The sequence below is a fragment of the Lonepinella sp. MS14435 genome, from assembly GCF_042485795.1.
Taxonomy (GTDB): Bacteria; Pseudomonadota; Gammaproteobacteria; order Enterobacterales; family Pasteurellaceae; genus Lonepinella.
The window spans coordinates 514,992-538,673 of the sequence record NZ_CP169368.1 but is presented as its reverse complement, the minus strand read 5'-3'; the positions used below and the strand labels follow the sequence as shown (position 1 = coordinate 538,673).

At 37.5% G+C, this 23,682-nt stretch carries 28 protein-coding genes; 14 read left to right on the top strand and 14 right to left on the bottom strand.

The genetic code is table 11. From position 1 onward, the window contains the following. Positions 1 to 5 precede the first annotated feature (5 nt). Positions 6 to 278 (bottom strand): oxidative damage protection protein, encoded by a 273-nt coding sequence (locus O1Q80_RS02610; RefSeq protein ID WP_386691656.1) that lies wholly within the window; start codon positions 276 to 278, stop codon positions 6 to 8. Beyond that, complete coding sequence (gene mutY, locus O1Q80_RS02605; protein WP_386695516.1) at positions 278 to 1,393, bottom strand: A/G-specific adenine glycosylase; 1,116 nt, start codon at positions 1,391 to 1,393, stop codon at positions 278 to 280. The genes O1Q80_RS02610 and mutY overlap by 1 nt, the downstream gene beginning before the upstream one ends. A 223-nt stretch (positions 1,394 to 1,616) precedes the next feature. On the opposite strand from mutY, the gene O1Q80_RS02600 reads away from it, so the two are divergent. The 4 genes from O1Q80_RS02600 to O1Q80_RS02585 all read left to right on the top strand — a co-directional run bounded on the left by O1Q80_RS02600 (position 1,617) and on the right by O1Q80_RS02585 (position 3,973). Beyond that, a complete protein-coding gene (locus O1Q80_RS02600; RefSeq protein ID WP_386695514.1) occupies positions 1,617 to 2,240 on the top strand; it encodes a glutathione S-transferase family protein in 624 nt (207 codons plus the stop codon). 116 nt (positions 2,241 to 2,356) lie between these two features. After that, positions 2,357 to 2,623, top strand: a complete 267-nt coding sequence (locus O1Q80_RS02595) for a recombinase RecA (protein WP_386689020.1) — start codon at positions 2,357 to 2,359, stop codon at positions 2,621 to 2,623. Between the two features lie 217 nt (positions 2,624 to 2,840). After that, a complete protein-coding gene (gene trmB / locus O1Q80_RS02590) occupies positions 2,841 to 3,599 on the top strand; it encodes a tRNA (guanosine(46)-N7)-methyltransferase TrmB (RefSeq protein ID WP_386695512.1) in 759 nt (252 codons plus the stop codon). A gap of 35 nt (positions 3,600 to 3,634) precedes the next feature. Continuing rightward, on the top strand, positions 3,635 to 3,973 hold the full coding sequence (locus O1Q80_RS02585; RefSeq protein ID WP_386689016.1) for a YggL family protein: 339 nt from the start codon (positions 3,635 to 3,637) through the stop codon (positions 3,971 to 3,973). A 69-nt stretch (positions 3,974 to 4,042) separates the two neighbouring features. Here O1Q80_RS02585 and O1Q80_RS02580 read toward each other — a convergent pair whose 3' ends face one another. The 3 genes from O1Q80_RS02580 to O1Q80_RS02570 all read right to left on the bottom strand — a co-directional run bounded on the left by O1Q80_RS02580 (position 4,043) and on the right by O1Q80_RS02570 (position 7,713). Further along, a complete protein-coding gene (locus tag O1Q80_RS02580) occupies positions 4,043 to 5,251 on the bottom strand; it encodes an IS256 family transposase (protein WP_386695510.1) in 1,209 nt (402 codons plus the stop codon). Positions 5,252 to 5,375: 124 nt separating this feature from the next. Further along, positions 5,376 to 6,536 (bottom strand): glycosyltransferase family 4 protein, encoded by a 1,161-nt coding sequence (locus O1Q80_RS02575; RefSeq protein WP_386695509.1) that lies wholly within the window; start codon positions 6,534 to 6,536, stop codon positions 5,376 to 5,378. Between the two features lie 7 nt (positions 6,537 to 6,543). Beyond that, positions 6,544 to 7,713 (bottom strand): glycosyltransferase, encoded by a 1,170-nt coding sequence (locus tag O1Q80_RS02570; RefSeq protein WP_386695507.1) that lies wholly within the window; start codon positions 7,711 to 7,713, stop codon positions 6,544 to 6,546. A 140-nt stretch (positions 7,714 to 7,853) separates the two neighbouring features. On the opposite strand from O1Q80_RS02570, the gene O1Q80_RS02565 reads away from it, so the two are divergent. The 4 genes from O1Q80_RS02565 (at position 7,854) to O1Q80_RS02550 (ending at position 11,866) form a co-directional block, all read left to right on the top strand. After that, complete coding sequence (locus O1Q80_RS02565) at positions 7,854 to 8,537, top strand: glycosyltransferase family 25 protein (protein ID WP_386688435.1); 684 nt, start codon at positions 7,854 to 7,856, stop codon at positions 8,535 to 8,537. Beyond that, entirely contained in the window at positions 8,538 to 9,602 is a 1,065-nt protein-coding gene (locus tag O1Q80_RS02560) for a glycosyltransferase family 9 protein (protein ID WP_386695505.1), read from the top strand. Beyond that, positions 9,590 to 10,483 carry a hypothetical protein gene (locus O1Q80_RS02555; protein ID WP_386695503.1) on the top strand — a complete coding sequence of 298 codons (894 nt, stop codon included), beginning with the start codon at positions 9,590 to 9,592 and terminating at the stop codon, positions 10,481 to 10,483. Before O1Q80_RS02560 ends, O1Q80_RS02555 begins: the two co-directional genes overlap by 13 nt. A 58-nt stretch (positions 10,484 to 10,541) precedes the next feature. Continuing rightward, positions 10,542 to 11,866 (top strand): IS3 family transposase gene (locus O1Q80_RS02550; RefSeq protein WP_386695234.1). Its coding sequence is split into 2 segments (ribosomal slippage): positions 10,542 to 11,016 and positions 11,016 to 11,866, totalling 1,326 coding nucleotides; the frame shifts between segments, so codons are not numbered across the junction. 52 nt (positions 11,867 to 11,918) lie between these two features. On the opposite strand, the gene O1Q80_RS02545 is transcribed toward O1Q80_RS02550, so the two are convergent. Continuing rightward, a complete protein-coding gene (locus tag O1Q80_RS02545; RefSeq protein WP_386695501.1) occupies positions 11,919 to 12,680 on the bottom strand; it encodes a M48 family metallopeptidase in 762 nt (253 codons plus the stop codon). A gap of 65 nt (positions 12,681 to 12,745) precedes the next feature. Further along, complete coding sequence (ppa, locus tag O1Q80_RS02540) at positions 12,746 to 13,273, bottom strand: inorganic diphosphatase (protein ID WP_386688443.1); 528 nt, start codon at positions 13,271 to 13,273, stop codon at positions 12,746 to 12,748. 122 nt (positions 13,274 to 13,395) lie between these two features. On the opposite strand from ppa, the gene O1Q80_RS02535 reads away from it, so the two are divergent. The 4 genes from O1Q80_RS02535 to O1Q80_RS02520 all read left to right on the top strand — a co-directional run bounded on the left by O1Q80_RS02535 (position 13,396) and on the right by O1Q80_RS02520 (position 16,640). Continuing rightward, positions 13,396 to 14,157, top strand: a complete 762-nt coding sequence (locus tag O1Q80_RS02535) for a glycosyltransferase family 2 protein (RefSeq protein WP_386695499.1) — start codon at positions 13,396 to 13,398, stop codon at positions 14,155 to 14,157. Between the two features lie 387 nt (positions 14,158 to 14,544). Then, complete coding sequence (gene hemE, locus O1Q80_RS02530; RefSeq protein WP_386695497.1) at positions 14,545 to 15,609, top strand: uroporphyrinogen decarboxylase; 1,065 nt, start codon at positions 14,545 to 14,547, stop codon at positions 15,607 to 15,609. Between the two features lie 11 nt (positions 15,610 to 15,620). Further along, on the top strand, positions 15,621 to 16,211 hold the full coding sequence (locus tag O1Q80_RS02525; protein ID WP_386695495.1) for a YjaG family protein: 591 nt from the start codon (positions 15,621 to 15,623) through the stop codon (positions 16,209 to 16,211). Positions 16,212 to 16,364: 153 nt separating this feature from the next. Continuing rightward, positions 16,365 to 16,640: an HU family DNA-binding protein gene (locus O1Q80_RS02520; protein ID WP_386688451.1), complete on the top strand. Its 276-nt coding sequence runs from the start codon at positions 16,365 to 16,367 to the stop codon at positions 16,638 to 16,640. Positions 16,641 to 16,714: 74 nt separating this feature from the next. Here the strand turns inward: O1Q80_RS02520 and murB are convergent, their stop codons facing one another. From murB to O1Q80_RS02490, 6 genes are all read right to left on the bottom strand, one after another. Continuing rightward, a complete protein-coding gene (gene murB / locus O1Q80_RS02515; RefSeq protein WP_386695493.1) occupies positions 16,715 to 17,740 on the bottom strand; it encodes a UDP-N-acetylmuramate dehydrogenase in 1,026 nt (341 codons plus the stop codon). Further along, positions 17,740 to 18,357 (bottom strand): glutathione S-transferase family protein, encoded by a 618-nt coding sequence (locus O1Q80_RS02510; protein ID WP_386695491.1) that lies wholly within the window; start codon positions 18,355 to 18,357, stop codon positions 17,740 to 17,742. The genes murB and O1Q80_RS02510 overlap by 1 nt, the downstream gene beginning before the upstream one ends. Positions 18,358 to 18,395: 38 nt before the next feature. Continuing rightward, a complete protein-coding gene (lysA, locus tag O1Q80_RS02505) occupies positions 18,396 to 19,643 on the bottom strand; it encodes a diaminopimelate decarboxylase (RefSeq protein WP_386695489.1) in 1,248 nt (415 codons plus the stop codon). A gap of 9 nt (positions 19,644 to 19,652) precedes the next feature. Beyond that, positions 19,653 to 19,772 carry a lipoprotein gene (locus tag O1Q80_RS02500; RefSeq protein WP_386695487.1) on the bottom strand — a complete coding sequence of 40 codons (120 nt, stop codon included), beginning with the start codon at positions 19,770 to 19,772 and terminating at the stop codon, positions 19,653 to 19,655. Between the two features lie 67 nt (positions 19,773 to 19,839). Continuing rightward, positions 19,840 to 20,184, bottom strand: coding sequence for a hypothetical protein (locus O1Q80_RS02495; RefSeq protein ID WP_386695485.1), 345 nt, complete (start codon positions 20,182 to 20,184; stop codon positions 19,840 to 19,842). Beyond that, the gene (locus tag O1Q80_RS02490) at positions 20,165 to 20,347 is read right to left on the bottom strand and encodes a hypothetical protein (RefSeq protein ID WP_386688463.1); all 183 of its coding nucleotides are present in this window, start codon (positions 20,345 to 20,347) and stop codon (positions 20,165 to 20,167) included. The genes O1Q80_RS02495 and O1Q80_RS02490 overlap by 20 nt, the downstream gene beginning before the upstream one ends. Positions 20,348 to 20,583: 236 nt before the next feature. Between O1Q80_RS02490 and cyaY the strand changes: the two genes are divergently transcribed. After that, positions 20,584 to 20,892, top strand: coding sequence for an iron donor protein CyaY (gene cyaY, locus O1Q80_RS02485; protein WP_386688465.1), 309 nt, complete (start codon positions 20,584 to 20,586; stop codon positions 20,890 to 20,892). After that, positions 20,892 to 22,772, top strand: coding sequence for a DNA helicase RecQ (gene recQ, locus O1Q80_RS02480; protein ID WP_386688467.1), 1,881 nt, complete (start codon positions 20,892 to 20,894; stop codon positions 22,770 to 22,772). The genes cyaY and recQ overlap by 1 nt, the downstream gene beginning before the upstream one ends. A 94-nt stretch (positions 22,773 to 22,866) precedes the next feature. On the opposite strand, the gene O1Q80_RS02475 is transcribed toward recQ, so the two are convergent. Beyond that, positions 22,867 to 23,592 carry a glutathione peroxidase gene (locus O1Q80_RS02475; protein WP_386688469.1) on the bottom strand — a complete coding sequence of 242 codons (726 nt, stop codon included), beginning with the start codon at positions 23,590 to 23,592 and terminating at the stop codon, positions 22,867 to 22,869. Positions 23,593 to 23,682: the final 90 nt, after the last annotated feature.

Genomic DNA, 23,682 nt, shown 5'->3' with positions numbered 1-23,682 from the left:
TTATTTTATTTTGATTGTGGAACATAACCTTCAATATGCACCTCTTTTCCTTCAAACAAAAAATTCACCATTTCTTGCTCTAATAACTGACGATGCTCAGGGTTCATCATATTTAATTTTTTTTCATTAACTAGCATGGTTTGCTTTTTCATCCATTCGCCCCAAGCCTGTTTACTGATATTATCGAAAATACGCTTACCTAATTCGCCTGGGTAAAGCTGAAAATCTAATCCTTCTGCCTGTTGCTTTAAATAAGCACAAAATACGGTTCTTGCCATTATAATTTTCTCTTATAAAATTCTGTTAATAAATTCTTGACTGGCGTAGCGAATCCAATTTGATCTGGATTAGCTGGATCATACCAATATTTGTTACTTGGTGATACAGTAAATTGATATTCTGCTGGCTTTTCTGCAATTTTTTTCCAATCTGTGCAATCTTCGTCACATTTTTTGCCATGAAGTTCCGCATAAATTGGATAAATATCTAAATGAAAATGACTAAAGGTATGCCGAAATGTCGTCCATTCTTGATATTGACTAATTCCTTGGGTATTTAAATAAGCTAATAATTCCGTTTTGCTGGCAAATTGTGGAAAACAATACAAACCACCCCACAAACCTAAATTTTCTCGCTGTTCTAACACCACCTTGCCTTGATTGGCTAAAATCAAAAAATAGCTGGTACGTTCTGGCAAGACTTTTTTCGGTTTTTTATTTGGATAAGCTCGCCAAGAATTTGTTAAATTTGCACCGCACTTTTGACTAATTGGACACAAATCACACTTCGGTTTTGAACGGGTACAAACCATTGCCCCAATATCCATCATCGCCTGATTAAAATCCGCCACTCGATCTTGCGGTGTCACTTGCTCGCTTAATGCCCATAATTTACTTTCGACTTTCTTGTCCCCCGTCCAACCATCAACAAGAAAGAAACGAGATAAAACACGTTTTACATTACCATCTAAAATAGCATAGGGCTGATTTAACACCGAAGATAAAATAGCACCAGCGGTACTTCGCCCGATACCCGACAATGCCAGTACTTGCTCAAATTGCGTAGGAAATTGTCCTTGATATTCATCACGAATTTGCTGTGCTGCCTTGTGCAAATTTCTAGCTCGAGCGTAATAACCTAAACCAGTCCACAAATGCAACACTTCATCAAGGGGAGCATTAGCAAGTGCGGTGATATTTGGAAAAGTTTTAATAAACCGCTCAAAATAAGGGATTACCGTTGCCACCTGCGTTTGTTGTAACATCACTTCCGACAACCACACCGCATACAGGGTTTTATCCTGCTGCCACGGCAAATGCTTGCGTCCAAATCGGTCAAACCAATTTAGTATAGCGTTGGTAAAAGGATCTGTAGAATGGGATTGAACGGTCATAACGTTAAAAATGCGATTAAAAATAGGAGTGAATTTTAACACAACCGAAAAAGATATCCAAAACTGTAATTATTGAACACTAGCTGACACGCTGTGAAGTTCAAAAGGATATATGCAGGCGGTGCAGACGTGTAAAAGAAAAGCTATCTAAAACCTTTAAAATATGCTAAAACTAAAAAAGCCTTTCAGGCATTCACTCACTTCAACATCAAGGAGCAATCCCATGCAATACACCCTTTACACCCACCCCTTTTCACGCGGCATGTATGTCGTTTGGGCACTCAAAGAATGCGGTGCGGATTGTCAAGTCAAGCTGGTGCAGTTTGGCGGACAGATGAAATCTGCCGAGTATCTGGCGGTTAATCCGCAAGGGCAGGTGCCTGCCTTAAAGGTTGGCGATACGGTTTTAACCGAAACGCTTGCCATTTTGACCTTTTTAGCCGAACAGTTCCCCGACAAAGGGCTGATACCGCCCGCAGGCAGCATTGAACGCGGCGAATTTTACCGCTGGCTGTGTTTGTCCATTCATTTGGAATACGCACTGATGGATAAATTTATGCAGGTAAGCATTGATGCCGAAACACAAAAAGCAATCGGCTATGGCAATCCCGATGTATTGTTGGATACCTTGCGTAACCATTTAAACGGACGCACATTTATCCTTGGCAATCAGTTTAGCGTATTGGATTTATATTTCAGTGCCTTGATTGCCCACTTTACCCGCAATATGCCCGTGCTGTCCGCCGATGACAGCATACTGCAACACTACGCCGCCGCCCATTTGGCACGCCCCGCCTTTGCCGAAACCATGGCTTGGGCAGAGCAGGCAGTGAAAGAAATGGCATAAGGCAATGTGGGTAGGATACTTGTAAGCCTGTGGCACGCAAGCAGTCCGACAAGCCTTAACGTCTTAATTAAGGTCGGATTTAACAATCCGACCCAGCACAAAAAAACGGAGCAATCATGGCATTTACCGCAGAAGAATATCAATCCCTGCTTGCCGTCAAAGGCATAGGCAAAACGTTTATCAGCCGTCTGGAACAAATGGGCTTGGACAGCGTACAGGAGTTGGCAACGACTGATGAAGAAGAGATTGTGCACCAAGGTGCTTATTTGACAGGCTCAAGCTGTTGGAAAAACTCCCCCCAAGCCAGACAAGCCGCCCGCAATGCGGTTGACTGGGCGAAAGCACAATTAAACGGCGTGGCGATAGAGTTTAGAAAAATTTGAAAAACCTTTCAGGTTACCTGAAAAACACGCTAAAAAATGACTGCACTTTTCTTTGCTAAATTAGGCACTTTTTGGATACATTGGTTGCATAAATCGCCCATGGGACTTGTTCTTAAGTGTCTATCTAAAATAGACTCTGATTTGATTTTTCTTAAATTTACACCGCACTTTGAAATCCGTATAATGACCGCCAAATTTTACGAGCAATGAAAAAAGAATGGAACAACAAAAAAATACCCTTGCCGATCAAAAACGTAAAACCGTGGAAACTGCCGAATTTACTGAAGATGGACGTTATAAACGTAAAGTGCGGAGCTTTGTGTTACGTACAGGGCGGTTGAGTGAATATCAACGCCAAATAATGAATGATAATTGGGCAAATTATGGTTTGGATTATCAAAATGAACCCTTTGATTTCACTAAGATTTATGGCAATAGTCAGCCTGTGGTATTAGAAATAGGTTTTGGTATGGGAAAATCCTTAGTGGAAATGGCTGCCCAAAATCCCGATAAAAATTATCTGGGGATTGAGGTGCATACCCCTGGTGTGGGAGCTTGTTTAGCTTATGCTTTAGAAAAAGGGGTGAAAAATTTGCGAGTAATGTGCCATGATGCCACGGAAATTTTGCGTGATTGCATTGCGGAAAATTCGGTGGGCGGTTTGCAGTTATTTTTTCCTGATCCATGGCAAAAAGCGAAACATCACAAACGCCGTATTGTACAACCGCAGTTTGTCGAAAATGTTAGCCAAAAATTACAATCTGGTGGTTTTATTCATTTTGCTACCGACTGGCAAAATTATGCCGAACAGATGCTAGATGTGTTACAATCTATGCAAAGTGCGGTGGGAATTCGTAATGTTTCCTCAACGGGTGATTATATTGAACGCCCCGATTTCCGTCCCTTAACCAAATTCGAACAACGTGGTCACAAATTAGGTCACAGTGTTTGGGACTTATATTTTATTAAAGAATAAGAGCTAACAAGGCTCTAATAGCATAGGAGAAAAATATGGCTATTCAACGTAACGCTCGTCAGCGTAAAAAAATGCACTTAGCAGAATTCCAAGAATTAGGCTTTTTAGTCAATTGGCAATTTGCTGAAGGTACGGCTATCGAGCAAGTAGATGAAATCGTTGATCGCTTTATCCGTGAAGTCATTCAACCAAATGGGTTAGCTTATGAAGGTAGTGGCTATTTACACTGGGAGGGTTTAGTTTGTTTAGAAAAAATCGGAAAATGTGATGAAAAGCACCGCACTTTAGTGAAAAACTGGTTAGAAAGCAATGGATTACAACAAGTCGAAATCAGTGATTTGTTTGATATTTGGTGGGACTATCCAACTAAATAATTAGGTAAAAAAAGAAATAGGGCTGGTTAGCCGAGCCTATCCCATATTTTGTGTAAACACCAATTTCACTTAAAGGTGATCATTTAAGCGATCACCAAATTCTAGCACAAAATGGTTCAATGCTGCTCGCCAATTTCGGATTGGCATTGACCATTTTTTAGACGCATTTTTAATCGCAAGCCAGATGATTTTAATCACGGATTCATCTGTCGGGAAGACATTTCGTTTTTTAATCACTCGTCGAATCACGCTATTTAACGATTCTATCGCATTTGTCGTGTAAATTGCCTTGCGAATATCGTCAGGATAGCTGAAAATCGTGGCTAAATTCGCCCAATGAGTCTGCCAGCTTTTGGCGATTAAGGGGTATTTTGCTTGCCATTTTTGCTCAAAATTAGCCAGTGCCTGTAGGGCTACCTGTTCCGTAGGTGCTTGATAAATCAGCTTTAAATCCACTGTCACGGCTTTGAAATCTTTCCAAGTGACATATTTCAAACTATTACGAACCATATGCACGATACAAAGCTGAATTTTCGTTTCAGGAAAAACAGTATTAATCGCTTCAGGAAAGCCTTTTAAGCCATCAATACAGGCAATTAGAATATCCTGTACGCCACGATTTTTAAGCTCGGTTAGCACGTTTAACCAAAATTTTGACCCTTCATTTTCTGCAATCCACAGCCCTAACAGCTCTTTGCGTCCGTCCAGATTCACACCAAGAGCGACAAACACGGCTTTATTGATAATGCGTCCGTCTTGGCGAACTTTCACCACGATACAATCCAAATAAACAATGGCATACACCGCATTAAGGGGTTCATTTTGCCACTCAATAATGCGTTCTTTGACCGAATCCGTCACCCGAGAAATCAGGCTCGGTGAAACATCGGCATCATAAAATTCCTTAAACGAATCAACAATCTCTTGATTACTTAACCCTTTGGCATATAAGGCAATGATTTGCTCATCCATACCCGTGATGCGAGTTTGATTTTTCTTAATAATTTGGGGTTCAAAGGTGCTTTCACGATCTCGGGGAATGTTGAGTTCAATATCTCCCTCATCGGTGAGCAAGGTTTTTTGACTATAACCATTTCGGCTATTTTTAGCCTTTCTTGGCTGATTTTTCTTATAACCAAGATGTGAGGTCAACTCAGTATTGAGAGCGGCTTCCACGGTGATTTTTTTCAGCACGCGAGAAAGCTGATTGAGATCTTCTGGCGTTTTGAGGTTTTTGGCGAGTTCGTTAGCCAATAATTTAATTTGTTGTTCATTCATAATGAAAATACCTGTTTTTGGTTATTATCTCAGAAACAAGTATTTACACAAATTTTGGTATAGGCTCTAGGAGGAGCCTATGAGAGGAGCCTATAACAAATTTTGTTATAGGCTAAAGTGTTTATCACTTACACCCAGCTAGATCAAATAATATTTCTCTCATATCCTTAACAAATTTAGGGATATTATGTATTTCTTTAATATAATTTATACCTTGTCTTGCCAATGTTTTTCTTATTTCATCATTTTTCATCAAGAAATGGATTCCTTCTACATAACGTTCTATGGCATCAAAACCATCGCCCAAGACTTGCCCAGTATAAACACCAAATTTTTCCGTTAAATTTTCAGGATTTTGGTTACTGACTAATAATGTTCCATAAGACAATGCTTCTAAGAATGAAACTGGTAAGGCTTCATGAATTGAAGTATTGACAAGTATTTTGGCATCTTTCAAAAATTGTTCTTTTTCTTCGCCATCAACATGTCCAGCAAAATATAAATTTGGAATATCTTTATATTTTGCCATAATCTCTGCATTCTTTGCTGTATCATGGAAAGATTGACCTAACATATAAAACTCATATTCAGGACATTGTTTAGCAATTTCAGCAAATAACCAACCTCGTTTCACGGATTCAATACGTCCTAAAAAAATAATCATATCTTTCTTTTCGTATGTATTGAGATTAAAGTCTTTGTTAATCTCAATTGGATTAGGCAAATATTGAATATTGACATCTTCATTCAAACGATAGAGTTCTTTTGCCTTTTCATTTAGGAAATAACCTTGTGAAATAAACTTTACCCTATCTTGTTTATATAATTGATGAATATAATCATATAATGCTTGATCGTAATAGCTTGGTTCAGGATAAAGCTGTACAGTATGAATTTCTTCCCAATCAGTTTGGGGTCTCGGATCTTGAATCCAAAATAATAATTTCTTTCGTTGGTCTGGTTCTAATTTTAAAGGGAGTATAAAAGTAACTTCAATACTTAAATAAACATCATAATTTTGTTTTTTTAGGAATTGTTTCGTAGCCCACTGCTTCTTTGGTATTTCATATACATTAATACCATCTACAATATGTTTTTTAGCTAAAATACCAAAATTACGTGATGTTGTTTTCAATAAAACATCAACTTGTAAATCATCTGAAGGTAAATATTTCGCGACAAGTCTTTTCGCTAGGAATCCATATCCACCATATCCCGTTTTAACTGCACCGAAATATTCATTAATTAATAAAGCAACCTTTATTTTTGTTTGTTTGTTTTCCATTTTAGCCCTATTTTCCAACGAGTTTATCTAATACACCAATGAATTTTCTTCGAATTTCTTGTTCAGAAAATTTTTCCAAATGTGTTTTCATATTTATCTGCATCTTTTCTATCATTTCAGGATTATGCAATAACTCAATCGTCTTTTGAACAAACTCATCTTTGTTGTTTAATGTCACTAAAGCACCACAACGCCCATTATCAAGTATTTCACTTGGACCTGTCGGACAATCCATTGCAACTACGGGAGTATTTAACAATAAACTTTCCAGTAATACTGTTGGCAATCCTTCTTTTGCTGAAGTATGTAGAAAAAGTGTTGCATATTTGATATAAGGATAAGGATTTTCAACTTCACCAAGTAAAATACATCTATTCTTTAAATTTAACTTTTCTATAAGATGCTTTAAATAATTACATTCTTCACCGTTTCCCAAAATATAAAGTTTTTCTGTTCTTCCATACTTAACTAGTTCTGCGTAAATTTCAATTAATTTATCATGTTGTTTTATTTTATCTAACCTAGCTACTTGGGTAAAGAAATGTTCTTTTCTTAAACCAGCATAGGGTAGAATATCAGCTTGTTCTACTATATGACTTATATTCAACGGATTAAATATAAGTTCAAATTTATTGGAAGAAATATTGGTAAGAGAAATCATTTGTTCTCTCATCGCATTAGAAATGACAATAATCTTACTATATCTAACTAAAATAGAAATGTCTTTTTTCAAATAATGATTATTTTTAGGTTCATAAGCTAAATGTTGCCATCGAATAATTGGTACAGAAATACGATCAAATTCAATATAAGGATCAAAATGTTGACTAAAATTTATAACAACATCATAGTCATTCCGAACAATTTTATCTGTTAATTTCTGTTTTCTAAGTATTTTTTCTTTTCTATTAAACAGCTTATATTTTATACAATTTAAGACACTTTCTTTTCTTGCAGAATAAATTGAATCACGTTGTTTTTTGTGATTTCTATCAAAAATATAACTTATTGGGAATTTTTTAGGAATTTTGTTGTGAAAAGCATTATCTTCTGTATCAAAATCAATCAAAATATCTATATCTAAGTTAGGTTCACCCTGTAACAGTGCTAAATAATTTATTAAAATACGTTCAACACCGCCCATAATCAACCATTTATGCAAAATTAAAATTTTCATTCTTTTTTCTCTAATCTGCTCAAGTATAATGACACTACTATAACTATAAATTAATATTGAAATTTTTGATAGACTAAACTAAAATTCATTCCAAATCAAGACGACTATATACTTCTCTAATTTAATGAAGTCAGGTAACCATGCTACAAAAAAACATCCCGCCAATTTTCATTATCAGCCTTAAAAACTCTCCTCGCCGAGAAGCAATTGCACAGCGTTTTACTGCCTTAAATATTTCTTTTCAATTTTTCGATGCTGTTTATGGTAAAACACTGGGTAAAGAAGAGTTATCACAAGTTGATTATGAATTTTACCCTAAAAAATACCTAGCCAAGAAACCCCTTACTATTGGTGAAATAGGCTGTGCAATGAGCCATATTAAAGTTTATCAGTATATGGTTGAGCAACATATTGAACAAGCTATTATTTTTGAAGATGATATTATCATTCACCACGACTTTACAAAGATCATTTCAGATGTGTTGAAAAGAGTCCCATCTAGGCGAGAGATTGTTTTTTTAGATCATGGTAAAGCTAAATCTTGGTTGTTCAAGCGTAAACTATTTGAAAATTATAAATTAGTACGTTACCGTAGTCCGTCAAAAACATCTAAGCGTTGTATTATTATGGCAAATGCCTATTTGCTCACTCTCAATGGAGCAAGAAAATTATTAGATAATGCCTACCCCATTAGAATACCTGCAGATTATTTAACGGGATTATTACAATTAAATAGGCTCAATGCCTATGGTGTTGAACCACCTTGTATTTTCCGAGGAACTAGTGAATCAGAAATTAATAAACTTGAAGATCGATACAATTAAATGAAACTCAAAACTCTTTTACAAAAAATCCGCCTGACTATCGGTAAACTATTACTAGACAAAATACATCACAATCCAGTAAATTTGCCTATCAAAAAAATCCTCTTTCTCCGCCAAGACGGAAAAATTGGTGATTATATTGTCAGCTCTTTTGTGTTTCGTGAACTAAAAAAACAGGATCCTGAGCTATATATTGGAGTAACTTGTACTAAAAATAATGCCTATTTATTTTCGGATAATCCTTATATTGATCAACTACATTTTGTGCAAAAACGTAGTATCTGGGATCGGATCAAGTGCGGTCTAAATTTGCGGAAATTTCACTATGACGTGTTAATTGATCCTACGGTACTATTACGTAACCGAGATTTACTGTTTATTCGCCTAATTAACGCTTCAATCAATGTCGGTTATTTAAAACAAAATTATCAACTTTTTAATATCAATATTGATGATCCCAATTTACATTTTGCTGACGTTTATAAAACAGCATTAGAAAAAATAGGATTTACTGATATTAATACGCAATATGATATTCCCTTTAGTCCGTCAGCTAATACTGAAACCATTGATTTTATCCAGAAAAATAAATTAGAAAGATTTATTACCTTGAATTTCTTTGGTAATGGGTCGGCTCGCCAATTTGATGACAAACATATCGTTGCAATACTTGAATATTTGGCAAAAGAAAGTAGCTTGCCAATAGTCGTACTCACCTATCCCCCAGTAACAGAAAAATTAAAAAAATTGATAGCAATGGTCAATGGTCAATGGTCAATGGAGAATAATACCTTTTTTGCAAAAATTTTTATTAATGAAAACACGAAAAGTATATTTCATACCATTGAACTTATTCGCTATTCTGATTTGTTAATTTCACCTGATACTGCCACCATTCATATTGCAGCAGGTCTAAATAAACCGATTATTGGTTTTTACAGTCAAGGTCAACAAAATTGGCTAAATTGGCACCCTAATAATCAAAATCGAACTGAAATTGTACACTACCAACATAATATCAATGAAATTTCACCAGAACAGATTAGTCCAGAATGGATAATATAAACATGAATTTAACCTTACTCACTTTCGGCGAACGGCTTGAAAACCATTATCAAGCCTGTTTTGCCATTTTAACTTTTTTGCGAGATCCGCAAATTGAAAAAGTGATTGTCATCACCGATCGCCCAGATTTTTACCGTGTTTTTGGTGATCGTATTGAATTTATTGAAATTAACCAAACCACCTTACAGCAATGGCAAGGAAAATATCACTTCTTTTGGCGAGTGAAAATTAAGGCGTTGCAGACTGTTCAAGCCCAATATCCCGCTCAACATTTGCTCTATGTGGATAGCGATACTTTTTTAGCCACGCCATTAACGGAAATGCAACACCAGCTTAATCAGGGGCAAACATTTATGCACTTAAAAGAAGGTGTATTAAGCGAACAATCCAATCGAACTTGGCAAAAAATGCACCGCACTTTAGTAGGAAAAACCTTTGCCAATATTGAAATTAGACCTGATAGTGTGATGTGGAATGCGGGTGTGGTTGCTTTACCCGCAGAAAAGGCTCAAGCAATCCTTGCACTCGCATTACAACTCTGTGATGAAATTTGTGGTACAGATTGTGAACGTAAATTAGTGGAACAATTTTCTTTTTCTGTGGCGTTAAATCAGCATCAACCTTTACAGCCCTGCAATACAATTATCGGACATTATTGGGGCAATAAAACCGAATGGAATAATATGATTGCAGATTTTTTTGTGAATGCTCAATTAAAAAACTTATCACTACAAGATTGTATTGCATTATTAGCAGAAAAAGACTGGAATGAATTACCTTTAAGCAAGAAACAACGCAATACTAACGCTAAACTCAAGAAATTCATTGATTGGATTTTTCCAGATAAAAATATTTATTATTTTAAGCAAAAAGTGCGGTAATTTTGATCTGCACCCCAAAAGTTGGACTAACCTCCAACCCAATAAGGTGCAGATTTTTATGACTAAATACAACCAAACATTCAAACAACAAGTCGTGGATTTTTATTTCACAAATCACGAAAGTTTATCTATAACATGCAAACATTTTGACCTGCCCAATGAGACAGCTAGACGTTGGATTGTGCAATTTAAGCACTCAGGCAGTAGTGGATTAGCTGTTCGACATAGCAAACAAAAGTATTCTCCAGAGTTCAAATTTAACGTTGTTCAAAGCGTACTTTTAGGTCAATTTTCGGGTCGTGGTGCAGCGTTACATTTTGGCTTAAGTAGCTCGGGCATGATTAGTCAATGGTTGAAAACCTTTGAAAAACAAGGTATAAAAGGCTTATTACCTAAACCAAAGGGTCGCCAAACGATGAAGCCAAAATATCCTAAAATGCCCCCAAAACCCAAGAATCGGCTAGAAGAACTCGAGCTTGAAAATCTGAGATTGAGAGCGGAGAACGACTTTCTAAAAAAGTTGGACGAGATTATCAAACGAGAAGACAGGAAACGGCAGAAGCCGTCCAAGCCTTAAGATTACGCTATCCGTTAGCTTTGTTGCTCGAAATTGCGGGACTTTCTCGTAGTGTATTTTTCTATCATATCAAGCCTAAAACGGATAAAGATGAAGCACTTAGAGCAGAAATCAGGAAGATAAAAGCAAAGCACCCTGAATATGGCTATCGCCGTGTTGCAGCAGAGTTGAAAGGGGTCAATCACAAGAAAATTCAACGACTTATGCGAGAAATGGGCTTGCAGGTGAAAAGCAAAAAATGTCGAAAATATAATGCCTATCATGGTGAAGTGGGCAGAATTGCCGAAAATAGGCTTAAACGTGATTTTACTGCCAGCAAACCGAATGAAAAATGGCTCACGGATATTACGGAGTTCAAGGCAGAAGATGGTAATAAACTCTATTTTTCGCCGATTTTAGACACATTTAACAACGAGCTAATCGCACATCACACTAGCACCAGTCCAAACTGGGCATTGGTGGAAACGATGTTGCAAAACGCATTGAAAAAGCGTGCTAAGGGAGAAAAAACGGTGTTGCATTCAGACCAAGGTTGGCACTATCAAATGCGAGCTTATCAACATATATTACGAGAAAATGGCATTGAACAGAGTATGTCCCGTAAGGGAAATTGCTTGGATAATGCTGCAATGGAGAGTTTTTTCGGGCGAATGAAAACGGAGCGTTTTTATGGGAAATCCTTTAAAACCGTTGATGAGATTAAAATCATGATTGATGAGTATGTTCGCTATTACAATGAAGAACGTATTCAGTTAAAATTAAAAGGACTGAGTCCGATACAATATCGTCGTCAGTCCTTGATGTAAGCGTCTAACTTTTTGGGGTCAGATCATTTTTACCGCACTTGGTGGCATTTGGTTATTTTCTCGCATTATAAACTTTCATTGCTTCAGGCAATAAACGTTGTAAATTTTCTTGGCGAGCTTCATCACTTGGGTGAGTAGAGAATAAACTTGCTACTTTACTTGAACCACCTTGTGCCTGCATTTTTTGCCAGAGTTTTGGGGCAGCTTGTGGATTATAGCCAGATTTTGCCATTAACATTAAGCCGATTTCGTCTGCTTCTGTTTCATTGCTACGAGAATAGGGCTTATTAGTGATTAAATCGACTGTTCCGCTACCTAACCCTTGTAGATCAACACCAAGTGCTGCTCCTGCCCCGACTTCAACGGCTGCCCCAAGTACTGTAGTAAATACACCTAAATTACGTGATGATTTGCCATGTTCTTTTAGTGCATGAGCCATTTCATGTCCCATCACTGTCGCAATTTCATCATCGGTTAAGGATAATTTATCCACTAGTCCCGTGTAAAACATCATCTTACCACCTGGCATTGCCCAAGCATTAAGATCATCACTTTTTACTACAGCAATTTGCCAGTTAAATTTTGTACCAGTATTATTTTCTTGTTCGGCATAGGGTTGCATCACGTGGAAGACTTTTTGTACCCGTTTTGATGTGGTAGAACTGGTATCTAATATGCCTTTTTGTCTTGCTTGTGCTAAAACTTGAGCATATTGGCTCTCAGCTTGTTGGTTTATTTCCGTACTGGTTGCACAGCTCACTAAAACTGCAACCGCAAAACAGGTCGCAAATATTTTCTTTTGGCGTTTTAACATCTGATTTCCCCTAATGTCACAAAAAAATACCGCCTTACCAAAATAAGACGGCATCACTGAGTTAATTATTTTTTCGCACGCTCAAATGAGTCTAAAATTTCTTGACGAGCTTCGTTTACATCGCCCCAGCCTTCCACTTTTACCCATTTACCAGCTTCTAGTGCTTTATAGCTTTCAAAGAAATGCTGAATTTGAGCTTTTAATAACGCAGGTAAATCGCCCACATCTTTAATGTGATCGTATTCTTTGCTTAATTTAGTATGCGGAACTGCGACCACTTTCGCATCACCACCCGCTTCATCTGTCATTTTTAACACGCCCACTGGACGGCAACGAATCACGGAACCTGGTTGTAATGGGTATGGCGTTGGCACTAACACATCAACAGGATCGCCATCTGAAGATAAAGTATGGTTTACATAACCATAGTTAGCTGGATAGAACATTGCGGTTGCCATAAAACGGTCAACAAATAATGTGCCAGTTTCTTTATCAACTTCGTATTTAATTGGATCTGAATTAGCAGGGATTTCAATCACGACATAAATATCATCTGGTAATTCTTTGCCTGCTGGTACACTTTCTAAGCCCATGTTAATCTTCCTTTTGTCAATTAATGTGAATAAACAATTTGATTATAGCGATATTTAGTTGGTTTTGCTACAAAGTGCGGTTAGAATAATGAAAAATTTTTATCCTACAAAATGAGAATATTATGCCAACCATCAGCGTTGCAATGATTGTGAAAAATGAAAGCCAAGATTTGGCGGAATGCTTAGACACCGTAAAAGATTGGGCAAATGAAATCGTAATTTTAGACAGCGGTAGCACCGATAATACCGAACAAATCGCTCAATCTTACGGGGCAAAATTTTATCAAAATACTGATTGGCAAGGTTTTGGCAAACAACGTCAGCTCGCTCAACAATATGTCACCAGTGATTATGTCTTATGGCTTGATGCCGATGAACGTGTTACCACCGAATTAGCACAATCTATTCAAACTGCGGTACAAAAGAATGCCGAAAATACGGTGTATCAACTTAACCGTTTAAGTACAGTTTTCGGACGTGAAATCCGTCATTCTGGTTGGTATCCTGATTATGTAGTACGTTTGTATAAAACCGATTATGCCAAATACGGCGATGAACTGGTTCACGAACGAGTACATTATCCAAATAGTACAAAGGTTGAAAAACTAACAGGCAATTTAGCTCATTTTACCTATAAAAATATTCATCATTATTTAGTGAAATCCGCTGGTTATGCCAACGCTTGGGCGGAACAACGTCAGGCACAGGGCAAAACAGCCAGTCTTTTTGATGGTGTTACGCATGCGGTAGGTTGCTTTGTGAAAATGTATTTACTGAAAGCTGGATTTTTAGATGGTAAACAGGGATTTTTATTGGCGGTGTTATCCGCTCATTCTACTTTTGTGAAGTATGCGGATTTATGGGTGAGAACGCAAGTGAGATAATACTTCCCACAAATTACTTTTCTTAAAAAATGGAGAAAGTATTATTTTTTGGGAGCTTCAACACTTTTTAGCAAACTATAAGCAAATGCACAGACACCAACCGCTATAAATGCAAGTACAGTAAGACCAATACTTAACCACATAATTTAATTCTCCCGTATTTTCGGTAAACTAGATTTATATTGACGAAAAAAACGTCCACCTAGTAAGAAAAAATAAGTAACAACAATTAAAGCCACTGTACTCCAAGCCTTAAATGCTGCTTCTCCTTGTCCAAATATTACCACAGGGATAGCTAATAGCAAATAGGTATATCTCCTTTGAATATTGCAATCACTATCTATCTCATATACACTTCCCCCACTTTATTTTTATTTATCAAATTTTATGCCACCATTAAAAAACGATCGCTATTTAAAAGCCTTATTGCGTGAACCTGTCGATTACACCCCTGTTTGGCTAATGCGACAAGCTGGACGGTATTTACCAGAATATAAAGCGACTCGAGCGAAAGCGGGAGATTTTATGTCGCTTTGTCGTAATGCGGATTTAGCTTGTGAAGTAACATTACAACCGCTTCGCCGTTATGCGTTAGATGCCGCTATTTTATTTTCTGATATTTTAACCATTCCTGATGCTATGGGCTTGGGGTTAAGTTTTGGTGTGGGTGAAGGACCAAAATTTGCTCGTCCAGTAGAAAGCAAAAGTGCGGTGCAAAATTTGCCAATTCCTGATCCCGAAGTCGAATTACAATATGTCATGAATGCAGTGCGTACCATTCGCCGTGAACTCAACGGCGAGGTGCCATTAATTGGTTTTTCAGGCAGTCCGTGGACGTTGGCGACCTATATGGTGGAAGGTGGCTCAAGCAAAACCTTCACTAAAATCAAAAAAATGCTGTATTCCGAACCGCAGTTATTACGTCAACTATTAGATAAAGTAGCTGATTCGGTGATTTTATATCTCAATGCTCAAATCAAAGCAGGGGCTCAATCTGTTATGGTATTTGATACTTGGGGTGGCGTGTTGGCACATCGGGATTATGTCGATTTTTCATTGCAATATATGCACAAAATTGTAGCGGGTTTAATCCGTGAAAATGAAGATCGCAAGGTACCTGTTACTTTGTTCACTAAAGGCGGTGGCTTATGGTTAGAACAGATCGCAAACACTGGCTGTGATGCGATTGGTTTAGATTGGACCGTAGATATTGCGAAAGCAAAAGCTCAAGTAGGACATAAAGTTGCCTTACAAGGCAATATTGATCCATCAGTGTTATATGCCCCACCTGAACGCATCATACAAGAAGTGCGGTCAATTTTGGCAGACTTTGGCACAGGCTCTGGGCATGTGTTTAATCTCGGGCATGGCATTCATCAAGATGTGCCTGTGGAAAGCCCAAAAGTGTTGGTGGATGCCATTCACCATTATTCCAAACCTTATCATCAATAAAAGGAACGGCTATGCGAAACCCTATTCATAAACGCCTTGAACATTTCGAAAGTTGGCAACATTTAACTTTTATGGCTTGTCTATGTGAACGGATGTATCCGAACTTTCAGCTGTTCTGCCAAATGACGGAACAACCAGAACAAGCCAAAACCTACCAAAATATCTTAAATCTGGTATGGGAATATTTAACCGTGAAAGATGCCAAAATTAATTTTGATAATCAGTTGGAAAAATTAGAAGACATTATTCCCGATGTCAATGATTACGACTTTTTCGGTGTCGTACCAGCGTTGGATGCGGCGGAAAGTTTAGGTGAATTATTGCACGCTATCATTGCGGGTTCAACTTTAGAACAAGCGATTAAAATTAGTCAGCTTTCCTTACAAACAATCGCAACCTTGTTAGAAACCGAACAAGAACGTGAATTCTCGGAAAATGATCTTAAAAGTGCGGTGGAAATTCAACAAGAATTAGATGTGCAATGGCAAATTTACCGCACCTTAAATGAATTTGAAAAGCGTGATGTGGATCTAATTTTAGACCTAAAAAATGAGATTCGTAGTGCTAGAATATCAAATATTGGTATAGAAATTAACCAATAACGCGATCTTTACCACAAATTTACAAAATAGTGCTTGCTTTCGCACAAACTTTGTTTAATCTATACAGCACTGTACTTACACTTACAGTTACTGAAATCTGGTAAACAAAGGCTTTACCGCAACATTTAATAAAACATTATAAGGTTTTTAATTATGAATAAAACAGATTTAATCGATGCAATTGCAGCAGAAGCGAAATTAACTAAAAAAGATGCAAAAGCAGCATTAGAAGCTACTTTAAACGCAATCTCTGGCAGTTTAAAAGCTGGTGATCCAGTACAGTTAATTGGTTTTGGTACATTCAAAGTAAACGCTCGTAAAGCACGTACAGGTCGTAACCCACAAACTGGTGCTGAAATCAAAATCAAAGCATCTAAAGTTCCTGCTTTCGTTGCTGGTAAAGCATTAAAAGATCAAGTAAACGCATAATTTTTATTATATATATTGTCTAAAAACCCTGCCAACTTGACAGGGTTTTTTTATTAGAAAATAATTAATATCAACTAACTAATCACATTTTCCGCATTTATCTCGCCATGTTCACCAATAAAACGCACCTCTGGTGAAAGATAAACATCAAACTTCGCTGCTACCGCTTGACGAACATGATGAGCTAATTCTATGACATCAGAACTGGTAGCATTACCCGTATTCACTAACACTAATGCCTGTTGTTGATGCACCATGGCGCCACCAATTTGATAGCCTTTTAAACCGCATTGATCAATTAACCAGCCTGCAGCCAGCTTAACAAAGCCATCTGCTTGTGGATAATTTGGAATAGTTGGATATTCTGCTTGTAAATCGTGGAATTGACGAGCAGTCACCACAGGATTTTTAAAGAAACTCCCCGCATTCCCGATTTGCTTTGGATCAGGTAACTTCGCTTGGCGAATCGCACAGACTTCAGCAAAAATTTGTTGAGCTGTCACCGTATTCGCATCAAGATTGGCAAGTGATCCATATTTCAACACAGGTTGCCAGTTTTTAGCTAATTTTAGCCCGACCGCAACCACCACAAAACCATCTGCATATTGAAGTTTAAATACTGAATGGCGATAAGCAAAACCACAGTCTTCATGACTTAAACGAAATACTTCGCCTTGGTTTAAATCTAATACCTCAACATAATCACAAACATCTTTAAATTCAACACCATAGGCACCGATATTTTGGATCGGTGCAGAGCCAGCACAGCCTGGAATTAAGGCTAAATTCTCTAAGCCCTGAATGCCTTGTGACAGCGACCATTGCACTAAATGATGCCAATTTTCGCCCCCTGCAACGTGCAAATAGTGAAAGTCATTATCCTGTCTATGTTCAATGCCTTTTAACCGATTGATTAATACGGTACCGTTAAAATCTTGCACAAATAAGACGTTACTCCCCTCACCTAACAACAATACAGGCTGATTATCCGCTTTTGCTGTTGACCAAACTTGCGTAAATTGCTCAACTGCGGTGATTTCTACAATATTTTTTGCCTGAACATCAATGGCAAAGGTATGATAATGACGTAAACTTTGCATTAGACAGGTAATCCTTGTTGTTTTAGCACAGATTGCACACCAGCATTTTGTCCTACTCGTTGATAGAATGCCACTAAATTTCGCAAATCACTGTAATCCACTCCAATTAAATGACACCAACGTAAAATAGTATAAAGGTAAGCATCCGCCACCGAAATACGTTCACCTAAAAATAAATGGCGAGCCAAATGATCATCTGCAATAGATAATAAAGTCAGAATTTTCTCTGCAGTTGCTTGACGAATTTGTTGTATTAACGTTTCATTACCTTCTGCATAAGCAGGTTGATGGAAAAAGGCACCAAAAGTTTTATGTAAATCTGCATTACAAAATGCTAACCATTTCATTGCTTTTGCTTTGTCTTGTACTGTTTTACTACCGAAAATTTGAGCATCTGGATATAAATCATCTAAATAACTTAAAATCGCCACATTTTGTGATAACGCAAAATCACCATCTAATAATAACGGTACTGCACCTTGTGGATTTAATGCTAAATATTCTGGCGTTTTAATAAATTCTCTTGTTGCCTCAATGGCTTCATAAGGCTGACCAATCCACTCTAATGCAATATGTGGAACTAAAGAACAAGCACCTTTAAGATAATATAATTTCATATTAACTCTCCTTTTTATCTCTACTTTTTTATCATTATTTACGGCAATAAACGTTCTAATTGCCATAAATTCTCATAGCTCTCACGCTGCCGAATCAAATGAGCCTGATCACCATCTACTATGATTTCTGCGGTACGTGGGCGAGAATTATAATTTGAACTCATGCTCGCCCCATAAGCACCAGCGGAACGTTGCACCAAAAAATCCCCTTGCGCTATCGCCAATTCACGTTGTTTTCCAAGAAAATCTGACGTTTCACACACAGGACCAACAACATCATAAACGGCTTTTTCACGTGCCAAACTGCGATCCGCTTCAATAATATTCATATAAGCCTGATACAAAGCAGGGCGAATCATATCGTTCATACCTGCATCAACAATAGCAAAGTTTCGGCTTTCGTTGGTTTTTATATATTCCACTTTAGTCACTAAAATCCCCGCATTCGCCGTGATTGCACGCCCTGGTTCAAGGATAATTTCCAAATCAAATTGTTGCAATTTTTCAAGTAATGCTTTGGCATATTCAGTCGGATGTGGCGGTGTTTCGTTGGTATAAGGCACACCTAGACCACCACCTAAATCTAGGTGTTTCAGCTGAATACCGTCTGCATTTAATTGTTGCATTAAATGAATTAAACGATCGGCAGCATCTAAAAATGGTTGTAATTCAGTGAGTTGCGAACCAATATGACAATCCATTCCAACAACTTGAATATGGGCTAATTGACTAGCTTGGCGATATACATCTCGAGCCTGTTCCACGCTCACACCAAATTTATTTTCTTTCAATCCAGTAGAAATATAAGGGTGCGTATGTGCATCTACATCAGGATTAACACGTAACGAAATCGGTGCAATTTTCGCCATTTTACCAGCAACTTCATTAATCCGATAGAGTTCAGGCAGGCTTTCTACATTAAAACAACGAATCCCGACTTCCAACGCACGAGCAATTTCTATTTCTGTTTTCGCTACACCAGAGAATACCACTTTCGCAGGATCACCGCCCGCTTTCAGCACACGCTCCAATTCCCCTTGCGACACAATATCAAACCCCGACCCCAATCTTGCCATCGTTTGCAACACAGCAATGTTTGAATTTGCTTTTACCGCAAAGCAAATCAGATGCGGATGATCTCCAAAAGCCTTATCAAAAGCATACCAATGACGCTCCAAAGTGGCTTTAGAATAGATATAAAGCGGTGTACCAAACTGCTGTGCTAACTGACTTACAGGCAATGCTTCAGCAAAAAGTTTATTGTTCTGATATTGAAAGAAATCCATTTAGAAATCCTATTTTTGTTGGGTTTGTTGGGTATTCTCTTGTGGGTAATATAAAGGTCCTTTCACGCCACAGCCTGTTATAAAGGTTGCTAGCACTAAAAGTGCGGTTAAAAAAGTGAGTTTTTTCATCATTATTTTCCGTGTTAAGTATTTTAGTTATTTTACACTATTTTGTTTGAATAAATGGTAGTATCTATTATTTTTTAAGCAATTTATTTAATCGTCTTTTTTGCTTGACAGAAAGGTGAATAAACTGATTACTAGAAAAATATTTCTCTTTTAGTAATTGGACAAAATTGATTTCTCGAACGCTTATTCCAGTATTGATATTAGAAAAACGACCATAATTGAAAGAAAGAATATAAGCTATATTGCCTTTAACAATACATTGCAATGATGTGAAACTATTGATTTCTATCGAAAACGGTGATCGTACAATGTCATAACTATCTAAAATGGTCTCCACATAAAGTAATGCTTCATCTGATAATAAAGCCATAAATTCATCAATTTTTGAATCCTTAAGAGTAAGCCACTTCACTATAAAATACCTCATCAATGGCTTTTTTATTCTCTAGATATTCTAATCTCTCTGCTCGTTTTGCTTTAATTTTATCTAGACTAATTTCTTCAAATAAATCATTATCTATCCCATTTTGCCATAGCTCAGTAAGATATTGTTCTTGAGTTTTGGTTAATTTCATACCCCCTCCTATCTGATGTTCGTAAAAGTAAAAAATGGCTCACCATTTTTCCTATTTCAAGAGATAAGTATGCCTTAAAATAACCCCTAATTCAAAACTAAATTTGTGATCTGCACTCCAAAATTTGATGATTATTCTTATTTAATCGTGAATTTGGTAGAAATTCCCCCTATCCTTAATCACAGAAAATATCTATAATTCATCTTTAAAATAATAGATCTATTAAGAGAACAAAAATGAACCTAGCTGAATTTCATCAAAATATTGAACAAGTGTGGGATCACATTGAAGAACAATGTGATGAACAAGATGTGGACGTAGATTTTGAACGGCAAGGGTCCGTCTTCACCATGACTTTTGGCAACCGTACACAAATTGTCATTAATAAACAAGAATCCATGTTAGAACTCTGGCTGGCTAGCCGTTTAGGTGGTTTACATTTTGCTTGGAAAGATAACGACTGGATTAACCACGATGGTAAACGCTTTTATGATTGTTTAAGTGAAGCCTGTGCAGCTCACGGTGAAGAAGCGACATTTGGCTAATGGAATCGCTGTCTTCCTTTGATTTGAACGACAATAGTACGGTGCCAAAAAAACACGATTTTTCCACCGCACTTGCCGATCCTTTACAAGTATTAAAGGATGTATTCGGCTATCAATCTTTCCGCAAAGGGCAACAAGAAGTCATTCAATCCGCATTACATGGACAAGATAGCCTTGTCGTGATGGCGACAGGGAACGGGAAATCCTTGTGTTATCAAATTCCAGCCTTGTGTTTTTCAGGTCTAACCTTAGTTATTTCACCATTAATTTCCTTGATGAAAGATCAAGTCGATCAACTGTTAGCCAACGGCATCACTGCGGATTATCTCAATTCCACACAAACCTTTGAACAGCAACAACAGGTGCAAAATAAAGCCATTTCTGGTCAACTCAAATTACTTTATCTTTCCCCTGAGAAGGTGATGACAAATCACTTTTTTTCTTTTATTTCCCATTGTTTAGTCAGCTTTATTGCTATTGACGAAGCCCATTGCATCTCCCAATGGGGGCATGATTTCCGTCCTGAATATGCTCAACTCGGCGGATTAAAGGCTACTTTTCCCAATGTGCCAATTATGGCATTAACCGCCACTGCTGATAACACCACCAGACAGGATATTTGGCAAAATCTTCGTTTAAATCAACCGCACTTATATGTAGGCAGCTTTGATCGCCCGAATATTCGTTACACCTTAGTGGAAAAATTCAAGCCAATGGAACAGCTCTGTAATTTCGTGGCGGCACAAAAAGGCAAAAGTGGCATTGTATATTGCAACAGTCGCAATAAATCGGAAAAAGTCGCTGAAGCCTTAAAAAAACGTGGGGTATCCGCAGATTTCTATCATGCAGGCATGGATTTTGCCGAACGTGAACGTGTGCAACGAGCCTTTCAGCGAGATAATATTCAAGTGGTGGTTGCCACCATTGCTTTTGGTATGGGAATTAATAAATCTAACGTGCGATTTGTTGCTCACTTTGATTTATCTCGCAGTATCGAAGCCTATTATCAAGAAACGGGGCGAGCAGGACGAGATGATTTACCTGCCGAAGCGGTATTATTTTATGAACCCGCCGATTACGGCTGGTTACACAAAATGCTACTGGAAGAACCTGAATCGCCACAACGAGATATTAAACAACACAAACTAGAAGCCATAGGTGAATTTGCTGAAAGCCAAACTTGTCGCCGTTTAGTATTACTCAATTATTTCGGCGAAAATCGTCAAACACCTTGCAATAACTGTGATATTTGCTTGGATCCACCGAAAAAGTATGATGGCTTAATGGATGCACAAAAAATCCTTTCTACTATTTATCGCACGGGTCAACGCTTTGGTATGCAATACGTGATAGGCGTTATGCGTGGCATGAATAATCAACGTATTCGTGATTACCAACATGATAAACTAAGCGTCTATGGCATTGGCAAAGACAAAAGCAAAGAATATTGGCAATCAGTGATTCGCCAATTAATTCATCTCGGTTTTATTCATCAAGTCATGAATGACGTTGGCGTACAATTACAACTCACCGAAAGTGCCAGACCGATTTTACGTGGTGAAATCCCCTTAGAGCTGGCAACGCCACGCTTATCCGCTATTGCAACGGTTTCTGCACCACAACGCAGTGCAGTGACCAATTACGATAAAGATTTATTTGCTCGCCTACGTTTCTTACGCAAACAAATTGCCGACCGAGAAAATATTCCGCCATATATTGTATTTAGTGATGCAACCTTACAAGAAATGTCCCTCTACTTACCAACCAACAAAGTGGAAATGCTACAAATTAATGGAGTAGGGGCAATTAAATGGGAACGATTTGCACAACCGTTTATGGCGATTATTCAAGAGCATAAGGCAATTCTCAATAAAGCATAATATACAACAAATTAGATAAAAATTAGTCAAAAAAACCGCACTTTGAGCAATTTACCCAAAGTGCGGTGAGAAAATACCGAATATTTAGCTTAAATTAAGCTAAATATTTCTCTAAATCTTCGCTACCACCGATGTACTGACCACCAATAAAGACTTGTGGAACAGATGTTTTGCCTGTAATAGCACGTACAGAGATAGTTGAAGCATCACGACCTAATACGATTTCTTCAAAGGTATAGCCTTTCACTTTTAATAAACCTTTTGCTTTCGCACAGAATGGGCAACCTGGTTTAGTGAAGATAGAAACTGATGGTTTGGCTTCCCATTTTGGATTTAAATATTTGATCATAGTATCGGCATCAGATACTTTGAACGGGTCGCCTGGCTCTTGTGGTTCAATGAACATTTTTTCTACTACACCATTGCGTACTAACGCCGAATAACGCCATGAACGTTTGCCAAAGCCTAAATCTTCTTTACCAACAAGCATACCCATACCTTCGGTAAATTCACCATTACCATCTGGAATAACGGTAATATTTTCTGATTCTTGGTCTGCTTTCCATGCGTTCATAACGAATGTGTCATTAACAGACATACAAATAATATCGTCAACACCTAACGCTTTGAATTCACATGCTAATTCGTTGTAACGTGGTAAGTGTGTTGATGAACAAGTTGGGGTGAATGCACCTGGTAATGAGAATAACACAACAGTTTTGTTGTCGAATAATTCTGCTGATGTTACATCAACCCATGCGTCGCCTTGGCGAGTGTGGAATGTAACTTGAGGAACTTTTTTTCCTTCCATATTTGACATAATTTTTTCTCCGATTTAAGTAGTTAGTTGTTTTTACTGGGTGGATTATAGGTAATTTTATGGTATAGTTACAATCAATTAATTCTATTC